The organism is Ferranicluibacter rubi (genome assembly GCF_011603255.1).
GTDB lineage: Bacteria > Pseudomonadota > Alphaproteobacteria > Rhizobiales > Rhizobiaceae > Ferranicluibacter > Ferranicluibacter rubi.
In genome coordinates this window covers 134,883-149,289 of record NZ_JAANCM010000013.1, presented here as the reverse complement: position 1 = coordinate 149,289, position 14,407 = coordinate 134,883, and the positions used below count along the sequence as shown (strand labels likewise).

At 63.4% G+C, this 14,407-nt stretch carries 19 protein-coding genes and 1 pseudogene; 11 read left to right on the top strand and 9 right to left on the bottom strand.

Going from position 1 to position 14,407, the window contains the following annotated elements; genetic code table 11:
* Window positions 1–7: 7 nt before the first annotated feature.
* Entirely contained in the window at window positions 8–793 is a 786-nt protein-coding gene (locus G8E10_RS21595; RefSeq protein WP_167130621.1) for a ThuA domain-containing protein, read from the bottom strand.
* Between the two features lie 171 nt (window positions 794–964).
* Entirely contained in the window at window positions 965–1,297 is a 333-nt protein-coding gene (locus G8E10_RS21590; RefSeq protein WP_422038017.1) for an SMR family transporter, read from the bottom strand.
* Between the two features lie 137 nt (window positions 1,298–1,434).
* Here G8E10_RS21590 and G8E10_RS21585 point away from each other — a divergent pair, with 137 nt between their 5' ends.
* The 4 genes and pseudogenes from G8E10_RS21585 to G8E10_RS21570 all read left to right on the top strand — a co-directional run bounded on the left by G8E10_RS21585 (window position 1,435) and on the right by G8E10_RS21570 (window position 3,097).
* A complete protein-coding gene (locus G8E10_RS21585) occupies window positions 1,435–1,689 on the top strand; it encodes a type II toxin-antitoxin system ParD family antitoxin (protein ID WP_132662726.1) in 255 nt (84 codons plus the stop codon).
* Window positions 1,689–1,982: pseudogene (locus tag G8E10_RS21580) on the top strand (type II toxin-antitoxin system RelE/ParE family toxin). The gene G8E10_RS21585 and the pseudogene G8E10_RS21580 overlap by 1 nt, the downstream one beginning before the upstream one ends.
* A 341-nt stretch (window positions 1,983–2,323) precedes the next feature.
* Window positions 2,324–2,719 carry a globin domain-containing protein gene (locus G8E10_RS21575; RefSeq protein ID WP_167130648.1) on the top strand — a complete coding sequence of 132 codons (396 nt, stop codon included), beginning with the start codon at window positions 2,324–2,326 and terminating at the stop codon, window positions 2,717–2,719.
* Between the two features lie 3 nt (window positions 2,720–2,722).
* Window positions 2,723–3,097, top strand: a complete 375-nt coding sequence (locus G8E10_RS21570) for a DUF423 domain-containing protein (RefSeq protein WP_167130620.1) — start codon at window positions 2,723–2,725, stop codon at window positions 3,095–3,097.
* A gap of 86 nt (window positions 3,098–3,183) precedes the next feature.
* On the opposite strand, the gene hmuQ is transcribed toward G8E10_RS21570, so the two are convergent.
* The 4 genes from hmuQ to G8E10_RS21550 form a co-directional block, all read right to left on the bottom strand.
* Window positions 3,184–3,498 carry a heme-degrading protein HmuQ gene (gene hmuQ / locus G8E10_RS21565; RefSeq protein WP_132662724.1) on the bottom strand — a complete coding sequence of 105 codons (315 nt, stop codon included), beginning with the start codon at window positions 3,496–3,498 and terminating at the stop codon, window positions 3,184–3,186.
* Window positions 3,499–3,750: 252 nt separating this feature from the next.
* Entirely contained in the window at window positions 3,751–4,158 is a 408-nt protein-coding gene (locus G8E10_RS21560) for a DUF2325 domain-containing protein (protein ID WP_132662720.1), read from the bottom strand.
* Between the two features lie 153 nt (window positions 4,159–4,311).
* Window positions 4,312–5,235, bottom strand: a complete 924-nt coding sequence (locus tag G8E10_RS21555; RefSeq protein ID WP_110801768.1) for a cell envelope integrity TolA family protein — start codon at window positions 5,233–5,235, stop codon at window positions 4,312–4,314.
* A 43-nt stretch (window positions 5,236–5,278) separates the two neighbouring features.
* Entirely contained in the window at window positions 5,279–5,725 is a 447-nt protein-coding gene (locus G8E10_RS21550; RefSeq protein ID WP_110801964.1) for a hypothetical protein, read from the bottom strand.
* Window positions 5,726–5,899: 174 nt separating this feature from the next.
* Between G8E10_RS21550 and G8E10_RS21545 the strand changes: the two genes are divergently transcribed.
* The 6 genes from G8E10_RS21545 to G8E10_RS21520 all read left to right on the top strand — a co-directional run bounded on the left by G8E10_RS21545 (window position 5,900) and on the right by G8E10_RS21520 (window position 10,863).
* Window positions 5,900–6,955: a hemin-degrading factor gene (locus G8E10_RS21545; protein WP_110801769.1), complete on the top strand. Its 1,056-nt coding sequence runs from the start codon at window positions 5,900–5,902 to the stop codon at window positions 6,953–6,955.
* 11 nt (window positions 6,956–6,966) lie between these two features.
* Window positions 6,967–7,887 carry a heme/hemin ABC transporter substrate-binding protein gene (locus G8E10_RS21540; protein ID WP_281517723.1) on the top strand — a complete coding sequence of 307 codons (921 nt, stop codon included), beginning with the start codon at window positions 6,967–6,969 and terminating at the stop codon, window positions 7,885–7,887.
* Window positions 7,874–9,046, top strand: coding sequence for a FecCD family ABC transporter permease (locus G8E10_RS21535; RefSeq protein ID WP_425530863.1), 1,173 nt, complete (start codon window positions 7,874–7,876; stop codon window positions 9,044–9,046). The genes G8E10_RS21540 and G8E10_RS21535 overlap by 14 nt, the downstream gene beginning before the upstream one ends.
* 5 nt (window positions 9,047–9,051) lie before the next feature.
* Window positions 9,052–9,864: a heme ABC transporter ATP-binding protein gene (locus tag G8E10_RS21530; RefSeq protein ID WP_167130646.1), complete on the top strand. Its 813-nt coding sequence runs from the start codon at window positions 9,052–9,054 to the stop codon at window positions 9,862–9,864.
* Between the two features lie 145 nt (window positions 9,865–10,009).
* On the top strand, window positions 10,010–10,369 hold the full coding sequence (locus tag G8E10_RS21525) for a hypothetical protein (RefSeq protein WP_167130618.1): 360 nt from the start codon (window positions 10,010–10,012) through the stop codon (window positions 10,367–10,369).
* Window positions 10,370–10,440: 71 nt separating this feature from the next.
* A complete protein-coding gene (locus G8E10_RS21520; RefSeq protein ID WP_110801772.1) occupies window positions 10,441–10,863 on the top strand; it encodes a phage holin family protein in 423 nt (140 codons plus the stop codon).
* Window positions 10,864–10,938: 75 nt separating this feature from the next.
* Here G8E10_RS21520 and G8E10_RS21515 read toward each other — a convergent pair whose 3' ends face one another.
* The 3 genes from G8E10_RS21515 to G8E10_RS21505 all read right to left on the bottom strand — a co-directional run bounded on the left by G8E10_RS21515 (window position 10,939) and on the right by G8E10_RS21505 (window position 13,363).
* Window positions 10,939–12,435 (bottom strand): sensor histidine kinase, encoded by a 1,497-nt coding sequence (locus G8E10_RS21515; protein WP_110801773.1) that lies wholly within the window; start codon window positions 12,433–12,435, stop codon window positions 10,939–10,941.
* 170 nt (window positions 12,436–12,605) lie between these two features.
* The gene (locus G8E10_RS21510; RefSeq protein WP_092985587.1) at window positions 12,606–13,160 is read right to left on the bottom strand and encodes an RNA polymerase sigma factor; all 555 of its coding nucleotides are present in this window, start codon (window positions 13,158–13,160) and stop codon (window positions 12,606–12,608) included.
* Between the two features lie 8 nt (window positions 13,161–13,168).
* Window positions 13,169–13,363 (bottom strand): NepR family anti-sigma factor, encoded by a 195-nt coding sequence (locus G8E10_RS21505; RefSeq protein ID WP_092936330.1) that lies wholly within the window; start codon window positions 13,361–13,363, stop codon window positions 13,169–13,171.
* A 140-nt stretch (window positions 13,364–13,503) separates the two neighbouring features.
* On the opposite strand from G8E10_RS21505, the gene G8E10_RS21500 reads away from it, so the two are divergent.
* Window positions 13,504–14,298, top strand: coding sequence for a response regulator (locus G8E10_RS21500; protein WP_110801774.1), 795 nt, complete (start codon window positions 13,504–13,506; stop codon window positions 14,296–14,298).
* The last annotated feature ends 109 nt before the right edge of the window (window positions 14,299–14,407 follow it).

Genomic DNA, 14,407 nt, shown 5'->3' with positions numbered 1-14,407 from the left:
GGCGCCATCACTTGTAGCCCTCTTCGCCGGCCTTGTGCAGACGCGGCCCACGCTCCACGATCGGCTCCAGCGCCCGCTCGACCGGAACGTTCGGCGCATCGTGGATCGATGTCAGCGCGCCCTGCGAATTGTAGGCCCAGCGAACGGCATTCTTCAGCACCGTCTTCACATTGGCATCGTAGTAGGTCGGGTAGGTCTCGTGGCCCGGACGGAAGTAGAAAATGTTGCCGGCACCGCGCCGCCAGGTCAGGCCGGAGCGGAACACCTCGCCGCCGGCAAACCAGGAGATGAAGACCGTTTCCAAAGGCTCCGGCACGGAGAACTGCTCGCCATACATTTCCTCGTTCTCAAGCACGAAATTGTCGTCGAGCCCCTCGGCGATCGGGTGGCGCGGATTGACGACCCAGACCCGCTCCCGCTCGCCTGCCTCGCGCCATTTCAGTGCGCAGGGCGTGCCCATCAGGCGCTTGAACGGCTTTGCGAAATGACCGGAGTGCAGCACGATCAGGCCCATGCCTTCCCAGACGCGTTTCGCTACGCGCTCGACGATCTCGTCCTCGACATCGCCATGAGCCTTGTGGCCCCACCAGAGAAGCACGTCGGTTTTCGCAAGACGCGCCTCGGAGAGACCGTGTTCCGGCTCCTGCAACGTGGCTGTCGTCGCTTCGATGTTCGGATGCTCGTTGAGGCCTGCGGCGATCGCGGTATGCATCCCGTTGGGGTAGACGCCTCCGACGATCGCATTCGTATGCTCGTGAATGTTCTCGCCCCAGACGACGGCACGAATAGTCATTATCATCTCCTGAAAACTCTGAAACAGCCCCAGCAAAAGCAAGGCCCAACGGCCGAAAAGGTTCCGGACACGCATCCGGGCGCTCCTCCAAAGCGCTTGCAGTGCTCAGCGATAGAACGAACATGAGCGGGGTGCAAGATGCGCGCATACGGCTCTCAGCAGACCCGACCTTCAGTGGAATGTGGATTTGGAAAACACGTTGATGACGATGACGCCCGCGATAATCAGCCCGAGCCCGAGCACGGCGGGAAGGTCGAGCCGCTGGCCGAAGGCGACGACACCGACGACCGAGATCAGCACGATGCCGAGGCCGCTCCAGATCGCATAGGCGATGCCGACGGGAATGGCGCGCAGCGTGTAGGACAGGCAGAAGAAGGCAATCGCATAGCAGCCGACCATCACCAGCGTCGGCCCGAGCCGCGTGAAGTGCTGGGCTGCCTGCATGGCCGAGGTGCCGAGCACCTCGAAGACGATGGCGACGATCAGAACGGCGTAGAGCATCAAAGGACTCAAGGCGACCTCCGCGCGGAGAAAGCCGATCTTGGGTCCAGCCGAATGCCCGGTCAAGACCACTGTTTCACGATCCGTCAGTTTGACAAAGTTTGCCATCGAGACGTATCCTGAACGAGAAGGAGACTCGAATGGCAACGATGAATGTGTCTCTACCGGACCCGATGAAAGAGTGGGTCGAAGCGCAAGCCAAGACCGGTAGGTATGCGAATGCAAGTGATTACGTTCGGGACCTTATCCGCAGGGATCAAACGCGCACGGACAAAATTGCCGAAATGCAACGCTTTGTCGATGACGGAATCGAGAGCGGTGTTGGGACCCGATCGAAAGACGACTTGTTTGCCGCAGCCGTTCGTCGTGCCAACGACGCCAGCAGACGCGCTTGATGCCGTTTAACCTCTCTGTCGAAGCGGAAGAGGATATCGTCGCAATCGCCGAACAAGGCGTCCGCGTCTTCGGCTCCTTGGTTGCCCGGCAATATCACGACGAGCTTTTTGCTGTGCTCGAACTCATAGCCTCGAACCCTCGAATGTCGCGTGAGCGCCACGAGATTTTTCCGCCTGTCAGGATCCATCCTTTCAAGGCTCATACCGTCGTCTATTAGGCCCGTGACGACGGGAGTATCTTCGTGATCCGTATTCGCCACGGGCATGAGGACTGGATCGGAGAAATTCTCTGACACTACGCAGCATGGCCGCAGACCCATCATGGACGATCCCGAAGTCGGGCTATCGATGCCTTTGACCTCTTCATTGGGAACGCGTTCCCGCTCGTTCAAAATACAGCTTGGCACGTCTCGACGGTTTAGGATCAGCAAGTTTGAACGCAGAATTTTTTGGGTCGATCGTCCATATCCCATCAAGAGCACCAGTGTCTCGACCACCGGATTCACCGTGAGAGCGCGAAGCAGCGACCAATTGAATCGGCTGGAGAATCTTCTCCTCTCTCCAAATCGGGTTTAAGACGCTCATCGCAGATATGAAGACGCCCCTGCCCCTGCCTGAGACCGGAATGCCCACCATGGAAGACGCCCGCACCACCACTCTTTACGACGCGATCGGCGGCGACGCCGCCGTGCGGACCCTGACGCGCCGATTTTACGAGATCATGGACGCGGCGCCGGAGGCTGCCGCATGCCGCGCCGTCCACCCGCCATCGCTCGCGGGCAGCGAGGCGAAGCTTTATGACTACCTCACGGGATGGCTCGGCGGGCCGCCGCTCTATACCGACAAGCACGGCCATCCGATGCTGCGCCGTCGTCATTTCGCAGCCTCCACCGGCCCGGAGGAAATCGAAGGTTGGCTCTTCTGTTTCGAGACGGCGCTCGAGGAAAGCGTCGATCATCCCGAGCTTCGCAGGATCATTCTGGAGCCGGTGACGAGGCTCGCCCATCACATGCACAACCGGGAGGGCTGAGAGATGTCCGAGCGCCTGCAATCCTTGCTAATGGCCGTGTTCCCCGTAGCCGCCGGCCTCCTCGGCCTTTCCGGCGTGGCGCTTGCCGCAGCGGCATCGCACGGCGCGGATCCCCGCCTCCTCGGCGGCGCCTCCGCAATGTGTCTCGCGCACGCCCCGGCGCTTCTGGCACTGGCAGGCCTCGGTTCCCGCCTTCGCCTCGCCCCTGCCGCAGGCGCGGCCATGGCGCTGGGGACAGCCATTTTCGCAGGCGATCTCGTGCTGCGGCATGTGGCGGGCCGCGGGCTTTTCCCCATGTCGGCGCCGCTCGGCGGCATGCTCATGATGCTCGGCTGGGCTTTGATTGCCGTCAGCGCCATCCTGCCGAAGAAGGCCTGAAAGCAAATCGGCCTTCACCGTCAGACGGCAAAGGCCAATGATGTCATGCACTTGGAGAAACTGCCGGAATCAATTCGGCAGGCTCTTCACGCACCGTCTACGACGGTGAAGCCTTCGAACTTCGGCGGACCCAGATAGAGCGCGCGATTTTCGCCGGCATTGCGGTGGGCCGCGCGAAAATTCTCGGATTTGGTCCAGGCGACGAAATCGTCGTGGCTGTTCCAAGTCGAAGACGAGACGAACAACGTGTAGCCTTCGTCCGCGACCGTCTCGCCCCGCAGCAGCCGGAATTCCTTGAAGCCCGGGTTCTCGGCCAGGCTGGAATCGCGATTCTTCCAGATCGCCTCGAAGGCCTCTTCCTGGCCGAGCGCAATCCGGAACCGGTTCATGGCAAAATACATCGCTTCACATTCCCTTCGTAACGGTCTCCGGCGCGTGAGGTTCGCCGCGCTGCGGGAAGCGAACGATAACGCCGCACGGCCCGGACGCAACCCCCTGATGACAGGAACGTGCCCGGCGCGGCAGGAACGGAACGACGTTGGCACCCGCCATCGGCGCCTCGCTCAAGGCGCGGAGCTCGGGAAGCGCCTCGGCCGGTTGAAGCCCCAGAAAAGCGAAGAGAGTATCGTCCTGCATGGAAAATCCGTTCCGCGTCAGTTCGCGCGCGAGCGTGCCGCCTGCATGTCGTGAAGCGCACGTTCGAGGCTGGACTTGCTGCCGTTGCGCAGCGGCACGAAGGCCTTACCGAACTTCTTGCAGCCGGTCTTCACCCGCAGGCAGGCATCGTGGCTGATACAGTCGATCGGGCAAAAGACGCAATCGACGGAGGGAAGAACGTTGTCGATCCGCGAAACGGCCTCGCGCAGGCCGCCATCGTGATGGATCAGCTCCGCACCGAAATTGCTGGCGATCTGGCGCAGATGCGCGACCTGACAATCCCGCCCGCCGACATAGAGGAAGCTGCGAACGTTCAGCGCTTCTTGCACGGCCGGCGCTGCAGGTGCCGGGGTGGTCGCCGAACGCTTCTGTTTTGTCCGCTGCTGCTGACGCTTGTCGCCCATGGTGGATCTCCGGGTTCCATCTGCAGGCACGTCTCGCGCCGCTTCTTCTGCAGCGACCCTAGTAAACTTGATAAAAAGAGTAAAGTTAAAACATGATCGTTTTTGTCATATTTTAACATCCGCTCTCGCAAGCGACATCGACAGCGTGAAGCCTCAGCGCGTGAAAGAGATCGGAGCGTTGAAAAGCCATGTCGATTTTCCGGATGCTTCCGGAATTTTCGGGGACCGCATACGGCGTGCGGCATCGAGCGCCGCAGAATCCAGCACAGGCGAGCCACTGCTTCTGGTCACCTTCAAGCCGCTCACGCTTCCATTGGCCGCAAGCACGAACTGTACCTGAACCACCCCTTTCACGCCGTTGCTCTCGGCGCGGGAAGGATAGCGAACGGCCCGCTGCAGCGCGCTGCGAACCTTGCCCTCGAAATTCGAGAACGACGCATCGCCCGCCGAACTGGCTCTCGTCCCCTTGCCAGCGGAGGTCGCAGCCGCCAGTTTCGAGCCATCTTCCCGGCCCTTGTTGGCGCCGGCTTCCGACTGGCCTTCCTTGCCGGATTTGACGGGCGCCGGCTTCTTCTTCGGCTTCTCGACCTCGGCCTTCTTCACAGGCGCGGGCTTGCGTGCCGGTGGCTTCTCCGCCACTTCCGGCGGCGTTTCGGGACGAGTCTCGGGAACCACCGTCGCAACGGGCGGCAGCGAGGCGACCACCTCGGGCTCCTCGGCGACGACAGGCGGCTCCGCATCTGCGGGAAGGATGACGTCGGCCTCGGTCGGAACCGTCTCCGGCACCACCTCGGAAACCGTCTCGGTCGGCGTCGGCGTCTCGCTCTCCGTCATCTCGGGTTCGAGCGCGGCAACGTCGTCGGGCGGCGTTTCAACCGGGGTGATCGTGTCGGAGATCGCGCCCGACTCGACGGTATCCTCGAAGGCGTTACCGAGAAGTGCGATCTGCATCTCTTCTCCGCCTTGCGTCGCGGCAAAGGGCGGCGGCGGCGCATCCGGCAGGAAGGCGATCGCCGCACCGGCATGGGCCGCTACCGAGACTGACAGGGCCAGAGCCCATTTCGCCGCTTTCTTCATCGCGCGTTCCAATCCTTCCTGACCTGGCGTCCGGCTTCCCGCCTCAGCCCTTCAGCCCGACGGGCGACTTCGAGCCGGTCCGCAGGCCCTGCATGCAGGCACTCTTCTCGATGCCCTCGCCGGTGCAGACCGGGGCGTCGTTGATCAGCAGGCTGCCGAGCGCATCGCACTTCGTTCCCGCCAGATCGAACTGCCGCACCTTGGTCTTGCCGGCCGGCAGGTCGCGGAAGTCGAGCACCGCCATCCGCTCGACGCGTCCCTTCTGATCGAACAGCACGAACTCGAACGAGACCTTGGACAGCGGCTGCGCCAGATCGTTACCTGCAACGAAGGTCAGCTTGCAGCCGCGCTCGGAGGTCGCAACATCGTTCAGCTCGACCGAAAGCCCGGCAGCGGCCGTTTCGGCGCCCTGTGCGAAGACAGGCGCGAACGATGTCATCAGCGCGAGCGAGGAAAGGGCAACGATGGACGACAAGGGGCGGCGGATCATGGTGCGGAACTCCGGGACGATGGTCTGGGCCGGCACGTCGTTCGCGAGGGAACGTTGCTGGCGTATTGCGTCCATATTAAAAGATGAGTTATGAAGTCAAGATAGAAGGCGTCCCGATGCCCGGAAAAGCAGCGTCTTCCGACCGAAAAATGCCGTTTAAGCAGGTAGTGAATCATGACCGAACCGAACCGTCCCTCTCCCGCAGACATCCGCGCCTACCGGGCTGAACACCCGAAAATGCGCGAGCGCGAGATCGCCGCACAGCTCGGCATTTCGGAAGCGGCCCTCGTTGCCGCTGAATGCGGGCTGACGGCGATCCGGATCGATTCGGACGCCAACCGCCTGCTGGAGTTCGCACCGCAGCTTGGCGAAGTCATGGCGCTGACCCGCAACGAAAGTGCCGTTCACGAGAAGATCGGCCTGTTCGAAACGCCGAAGACCGGCAAGGGCGCGTCCATCGTGCTCGGCGAGAACATCGACCTTCGTGTGTTCCCGGGCGCCTGGGCACATGCCTTCGCCGTGACCAAGACGGATGGCGAGGACGTTCGTCGCAGCCTGCAGTATTTCGACAGCCACGGCACCGCCGTCCACAAGGTACACCTGCGCCCGGCCTCCAATCTCGAAGCCTATCACCGCCTTGTGAAGGAATTTGCGCTGGAGGATCAGTCCCAGACCTTCATCGCAGAAGTGCCCGCGCCCGTCTCAGTGACCGAAACGGAAGCCGTCGATCTCGAAGGCCTGCGCGACGGCTGGAGCAGTATGACCGACACGCACCAGTTCCACGGCCTTCTGCGCAAGCTGAAGATCGAGCGCCGTGCCGCCCTGCACGCGATCGGCGATGACTACGCCTGGCAACTTGATGGCAGCGCCGTCGAGGCGATGATGCGCGGCTCGGCAGCAGTGGCCCTGCCGCTGATGTGCTTCGTCGGCAATCAGGGCATCATCCAGATTCATTCCGGCCCGGTCGAAAACATCAAGACCATGGGCCCCTGGCTCAACGTCATGGACCCCACCTTCCACCTGCATCTGCGCACGGACCAGCTCGCCGAGATCTGGGCGGTGCGCAAACCGACGGCCGATGGCCATGTGACCTCGCTGGAGGCGCTGGACGCCCGCGGCGAAATGGTCATCCAGTTCTTCGGCAAGCGCAAGGAAGGCGTTGCCGAACGCGAGGAATGGCGTTCCATCATGGAGGCTCTGCCGCGCCTCGATCTCACCGTCGCTGCCTGAAGGACCGTCTCATGACCCTGCGTTTCGACCGCCGGCTGCGCGCCAATCTTGCGCCTCTCAGTCTCGCTCTCCTCATCCTCGCAGCGCCTCTGGCCGCAGTCACACCGGCCGGGGCACAGGAGGCCAAGCCCATCGACACCTCCCGCCTGGTCTCCGTTGGCGGCGACGTGACGGAGATCATTTATGCGCTCGGCGAGGAGAAACGGCTGGTCGGGCGCGATTCCACCAGCATCTACCCCGAAGCGGCGACGAAGGTTCCCGATGTCGGCTACATGCGCCAGCTCTCGCCGGAAGGCATCATGGCGACGAACCCGACCGCCATCCTGGCCGTCGAAGGCAGCGGCCCGCCTGAGACGCTCGCCGTCCTGAAGAACGCCGCCATCCCCATGGAAACCGTACCGGAACGCTATGACGGTGCCGGCATCGTCGCCAAGATCGAGCGCGTCGGTGCCGTCCTCGGCGTGGAGGACAAGGCAAGCGCACTGGCCGCAACGGTCAAGGCCGACCTCGATGCAGCCGTGGCCGCCGCCGATGCCCGGCCGCACGCAGAGCGCAAGCGCGTACTCTTCATCCTTAGCATGCAGAGCGGCAAGATCATGGCCGCGGGCAAAGGCACGTCGGCCGATGCCATCGTCGAACTGTCGGGCGCCATCAACGCGACGGACACGTTTCAGGGCTACAAGCCTGTCACCGACGAAGCGATCATCGAGGCAAAGCCGGATCTTGTGCTGATGATGACGCGCGGCGGATCGCACAGCGCCTCCGACGAGGAGCTGTTCAAGCAGCCGGCGCTCGCGCTCACGCCCGCTGCTGCGAAGAAGAGCGTCATCCGCATGGACGGCCTCCACCTCCTCGGCTTCGGCCCCCGCACCGCCAGCGCCGTGCGCGAGTTGAACGGCGCGATCTACGGAAAAGCGAATGCATCCCAGTAACGCCGTCACGGGCGATATCATGGCCCCTGACCCGCAGCCGTCCCAGCGCCAGCAGACAGCTCCGGCACGGCGCCTCTCTCCTCTTGCCGGCATCCGGGCAGACTGGGCGGCGGGCGATCGCTCGCGCCTTGCGCGGCTGCTGATCGTGGCGCTCGTCGGCATCACCATCCTCGCCTTCGGCGCGTCGGTCATGACCGGTGCCGCCGATGCGTCGATCAGCAACCTCCTGCGCTGGCTCACCGGCACGGAAACCGCCGAGGCCGCGCTCAGCCTGCGCGACCGCATCATCATCCTCGACATCCGCCTGCCCCGCGCCGTCCTCGGCCTGCTGGTGGGGGCGGCGCTTGCCGTCTCCGGCGCCGTCATGCAGGGCCTGTTCCGCAATCCGCTGGCCGATCCCGGCCTCGTCGGCGTCTCCGCCGGTGCGGGTCTCGGGGCCGTGCTCACCATCGTGCTCGGCGCGTCTGTCTTCGGCCCGCTCTTCGCGCTGGTCGGGATCTATGCGCTTCCGGTCGCAGCCTTCCTCGGCGCCCTGCTGACGACCTTCCTCCTCTACCGGATCGCGACGCGGGGCGGGCAGACCTCGGTTGCCACCATGCTGCTGGCCGGCGTCGCGCTCGCAGCCCTTGCCGGCGCCGTCACGGGCGTGCTTATCTTCGTCGCCGACGACAAGCAGTTGCGCGATCTCACCTTCTGGGGCCTCGGCTCGCTCGCCGGCGCCAGCTGGGCGAAGATCGCCGGTGCCGCCCCCATCATCCTGCTCTCGCTCGCCGTCGTGCCGTTTCTCGCACGCGGCCTCAACGCCCTGACGCTCGGCGAAGCTGCGGCCTTCCACATGGGCGTTCCGGTCCAGCGCCTGAAGACGGTGGCCGTGGTCACCGTCGCCGCATCCACGGGCGCGGCCGTCGCGGTCAGCGGCGGCATCGGCTTCGTCGGCATCGTCGTGCCGCATGTACTGCGCCTGCTGATCGGCCCCGACAATCGCTATCTCCTGCCGGCCTCCGCCCTCCTCGGCGGCACGCTGCTGATCGTCGCCGACATGGTCGCCCGCACCATCGTGCCCCCGGCCGAACTGCCGATCGGCATCATCACCGCCTTTGCGGGCGCACCGTTCTTCCTCTGGATCCTGCTGCGCGGCCGCACGCAGATGGGCTTGTGACGCCGATGATCGAAGCGCTCAATGTGCATGTTCGCCTTGGCAGCAAGGCCGTCCTTCATGATGTCTGCCTCACCGCCCGGGCAGGCGAGCTGACCGCGATCGTCGGCCCCAACGGCTCCGGCAAGACGACGACGATGAAGGCGCTGGCTGGCGAGATCGCCTGCGACGGACGCGTGCTGATCGGCGACGACGACATCCGCAGCCTCAAGCCGTGGCAGCTGGCGACGAGGCGCGCCGTTCTCCCGCAAGCCAGCATCATCTCCTTTCCCTTCACGGTTCGCGAGATCGTGCGCATGGGCCTCACCGTCGGCGCGTCCACAACGCGCGCGAACGGCATGCCGGCCGATCCCGGTCTCGTGGATCGCATTACGCAGGATGCTCTCGAAGCCGTCGATCTTGGCGGTTTTGCCGGCCGGTTCTACCAGGAACTTTCCGGCGGCGAGCAGCAGCGCGTGCAGCTCGCACGCGCGCTCAGCCAGATCTGGGAACCGGTGCGCGACGGACGCCCGGCCTTCCTGCTCCTCGACGAGCCTGTCTCCAGCCTCGACATCCGCCACCAGCTGACCATCATGCGGCTGGCCGCCGACTATTGCCGGCGCGGCGGCGGCGTGGTCGCGATCATGCACGATCTCAACCTGACGGCCATGTTCGCCGATCACATCGTCATGATGAAGGACGGCCGCGTGGTCGAAGCAGGCCCTCCGGTATCCGTCCTGACCGACGAGATGGTGGAAACCGTCTTCGGCTGCCCGATGCGCGTCAGCGCCTTGCCCCCCGCCGGCATCCCCTTCGTCCTGCCGCAAACCGCCATCCTCTAGACGCCTTCCTTGGCTGCCTCATCCCGGCAAAGTGTGCCCTCAAGCCACCCTGCCGGGAACAAAACGCCGTTCTCCGCGTTTGCGGTGCACAAGGTCGGGCTGTTCCGACCGGCGTCGTAGAACCCGCGGCAACAAGGAGTAAATCATGTCTCTCGGTCTGTTTTCCAGCTCGTCCAGCCGCAAGCGTAAGCACCTCTTGGGTGGCGCTATCGAAGATCAGCTGAGCGATCTGCGCAGCGACATCGCATCGCTCGCCAATCTCGTCTCCAAGCGCGGCAGCAAGGCAAGCCACACCTTGTCCTCGCGCGCCAGTGACGTGCGCGGTCAGGCTGAAAACGGCCTGTCCGACGTCATGGACGGCGCAGAGCAGCTTCTCTCCGATCTCCGTCACCGTTACGCTTCCACGGAGCGTCAGGTTCGTCACACGGTGCGCGAACATCCCCTCGCCACCGTCGGCGCCATTGCAGCGCTCGGCATCGCCATCATCGCGTTGTCGCGCCGCTAAGGCACGGTTATCGGTTTTTGACGCCGTCCCTCCCCGAGGGGCGGCTTTTCAGGGTTTGAGGGAGAATTTGCATGGGGTCTTTGGCGGCACTACTGTCGGGCGTCGTACTCACTGACATTTCAACGATCGTCGCACGGACGAAACGCAACGCCATCTTCATGGCGATAGCCGGTGTCTTCTTTCTGACCGCCTACGTTTTCCTGCTCGTCGCAGGCACGATTGCGCTCGCCGATGCCTATGGCATGCTCCCGGCAACGCTGATCATGGGCGGCGTCTTCATCGCCATCGCCGTCATTCTGTTCATCATAATGTCAGCCATGGCCTCCGCTGAAAAGCGCCGCGCGGCCGAGCGTCGCCGCCAGTCGCAGCTGAAGACCAACGTCGCGGTCACCACAGCTCTGACCGTTTTCCGCCGTAAGCCCCTTGTGGCAGCGGGTGTCGCCATGGCCGTTGGTGCCCTCCTCGGCGTCACACGCGGACGCCACGACGACTGAGGCTCCAGCTTCCATATGCGAACATAAAAAAAGGCCCTCCGGGGCCTTTTTTTATGTTCGCAACATTGGCACGCTCTACAGAGGGAGCCGTACGAGGGCGGTCACGCCGGCGGCGAGATATTCCACCTTCACCGAACTGCCCATGACCTTGTCGAGGCTTCGCTCGATCAGGATGGAGCCAAAGCCGCGCCGGCTCGGCGCCTGCACCTTGGGACCACCGACTTCGGTCCAGGTCAGGTTGAGGATGCGCCCCGTCTCTTCCTGATGCCCTCGTGCCGTGATGACGATACGCCCATCGGGAACCGAGAGAGCACCGTATTTATAGGCGTTGGTCGCCAGCTCGTGCAGGACGAGGCCGAGGCCTACGGCCTGGTCCGGGCCGAGAAGAATCTCGTCTTTATGGATCTCGATCTGCGCCTCATAATCCCGCACATGCGGCGAAAGCTGCTTCTTAAGCAGCGCCGCCAGCCGGATCTCGCCCCATTCGTGGTCAGAGAGCAGGCCATGCGCCTCGGAGATCGCCTGAAGGCGTCCGGCAAAGGCCGTCATGAACTCCTGCGGATCGCTCGTCTGCCGCAGGGTCTGCCGGGCGAGCGACTGCAGCATGGCCAGCGTGTTCTTAACCCGGTGATTGAGCTCGCGCAGAAGCAGACGCGTCCGCTGCGTCGTGGACTGCTCGGCCGTAACGTCGATATTGACGCCGAGAAAGCTCTTCGGCTTGCCGGAGGCATCGCGCTCGTGCACACGCCCACGCCCCAGCACCCAGCGGCCCGTCGTCTCGACGCGAAACGTGCTGGCATATTCCGCATCTTCGGTCATTGCCGCGCGCAGATTGTCCAGCATGCCGGCCCGATCTTCCGGGTGAATGAAGCCGATGATGTCGCGCGCGCTCATCGTGGTCGCGGTCACACCGAACATCCGCGACATCGCGGCATTGCAGGTCACTTGTCCCGTTTCCGCGTCCCAGAGCCAGCTGCCGACATTGGCAGCCTCCAGCGCTTGTGCATGCCGCTTCTCGTCACGCGAGAGCACCTCGGCCCGCGCGGCGCGAGCGCGCGCATCCTCCTTGAAGCTCATCAGGCGCGATGCGATGCGCGCCAGACGCTGCAACTGCGCCGTCAGCGCCTCCGGCACATCGAGGCGCGGCGCGCGGTCGATGACGCAGACCATTCCCACCGCATGCCCCTCTACCAGCAGCGGCGCGCCGGCATAGAAGCGCACGCCATCCGCCACGCAAGGCTGGGTGGCGAACCGGGGATCGCTGGCCGCATCCCGCACGACAAAAGGTGCAAGCGGATGGGTCGCCACCGCATGCGCCCCGAAACAGGTAAAGGCATCGATCTCGGAGAGGTCGGTCCCGACACGGGCGATCACCCATTCGCGCCGGTCGTCGATGAGGGTCAGGAGCGCCACGGGTGCGTCGAAGATGCCGGCGGCGACCTCCACGATCTCCTGGAATTCGGCCGACATGCCAAGACGTCCCGGCTGAAGCGACCGCAGGGCGGCAAGCCTGCGTTGATCCAGAATGATCGCAGGGATATCTGGCAGCAAATCCGGTTTCGTCTCAGTCATCAACACTCGCCTGCGGCATCCCCAGGACCGAAGGGATGGTCGGCGGGGTTGAATCGGTTCGACCGGAATCTGCATGATCCTGCGCGCGACAGCAATGGTGAAAGGCGCAAGGTCAAAAAATCGGCGCGTCCGAAAACGCGCCGACAGACATTGGGTAGATGGTTAGGGCCTCAGGAAACGAATGCGCGGGACGTCAGCGGCGCGGATGTCGCATCCGGCCCATATTCGTTTTCGCCCGTCACCTGCAGAATATCCGACAGGCGCTGGCGGGCGCGGTTCACGCGGCTCTTGATGGTGCCGAGGGCGCAACCGCAGATCTCTGCCGCTTCCTCGTAGGAAAAGCCCGAAGCGCCGACGAGAATAATGGCTTCACGTTGGTCCGGCGGCAGCATATTCAGTGCGCGCTTGAAATCCTGCAGGTCCAGCGACCCATACTGCGACGGATGCTGGGCGAGCGACTCCGTGAAGAAACCGTCGCTGTCCTGCACCTCGCGGCCGCGCTTGCGCATCTGGCTGTAAAGCTCGTTGCGCAGGATCGTGAACAGCCAAGCCTTCATGTTGGTGCCCATCTCGAAGTGATCCTGCTTCGCCCAGGCCTTCATGATCGTATCCTGCACCAGATCGTCGGCGCGATCGTGGCGACCGATCAGCGACATGGCGAAAGCGCGCAGGCTCGGCAGGGCGGCCAGCATTTCGCGCTTGAAACTGGGTTCTTCAGCCGACATTTTGGTACTCATTTCGCACCGTCCGGAACGTGACGACGCTCGACGGCGTCGAGTTGCTCAAGGAGATCCAGAAAACGATCGGGAATGGCTTCCTCCTGCACGGAAACATACAGCGCGCGTAACTTCGTTGCGATCTGCGCATGTGGATTGTCGGACCGGACCGGCTCGCCGGCTCCGGAACTTGCCCCAGTTTTATCGGTCATGAATACGAAATACCTCGCGTGGTGATCGGACCCTAAATGCATGACGGAAAAATTTGTTCCCGCAACGGAACCTTTTTTTTGGATCAACGTTCCCATAACTGTCATGGCCAAGATTTCGGCCGGATTGAGGGAGTTTTTGAATGTCATTGTCTACCCGGATCGCTCCGTTCCTACCCTATCTGCGCCGGTATTCCCGCGCCCTGACGGGGTCCCAGACCTCAGGCGATGCCTATGTCGCCGCTGTCCTGGAGGCGCTGATCTCGGATATGTCGATTTTCCCGGAAGCAAGCAGCGACCGCGTCGCGCTATTCCAGCTTTACACCAAGCTGTTCGGGTCCTCCTCGGTCCTGATTCCCGAGCCCGTTTCGCCCTTCGCGTGGGAAAAGCGCGCCTCCATCAATCTCGCATCCGTGTCTCCCCTCGCCCGGCAGGCTTTCCTGCTGGTATCCGTCGAAGGCTTCCGCACCAGCGAAGCCGCTGAGGTTCTCGGAACGTCGGAAAGCGGCATGGCGCAGCTGATCGAGCGGGCATCCGAGGAAATCTCCCGTCAGGTCGCAACCGACATCATGATCATCGAGGACGAACCGCTGATCGCGATCGATATCGAGCAGATGGTTGAAAGCCTCGGCCACCGCGTCACGGGTATCGCCCGCACGCGCGACGAGGCCATCGCCCTCTTCAATGCGACGCAGCCGAGCATGGTGCTGGCCGATATCCAGCTGGCCGATGGCAGCTCGGGCATCGACGCAGTGAACGAGATCCTGCGCAGCGCAGCCATTCCCGTCATCTTCATCACCGCCTTCCCGGAACGCCTCCTGACAGGCGAGCGTCCCGAGCCGACCTTCCTCGTGACGAAGCCGTTCAATCCCGACATGGTCAAGGCGCTCATCAGCCAGGCTCTGTTCTTCAACGAATCGACCCAGGCAGCTGCCTGAGGACCCGTAGCATATGCTTGCACAGCCTCTTCGAGCCGCGCCCTTCCGGGCGCGGCTTTTCGCATCGGTCGTTCAAGCCGGCATCGTCGCAACATCATAACAATGATGG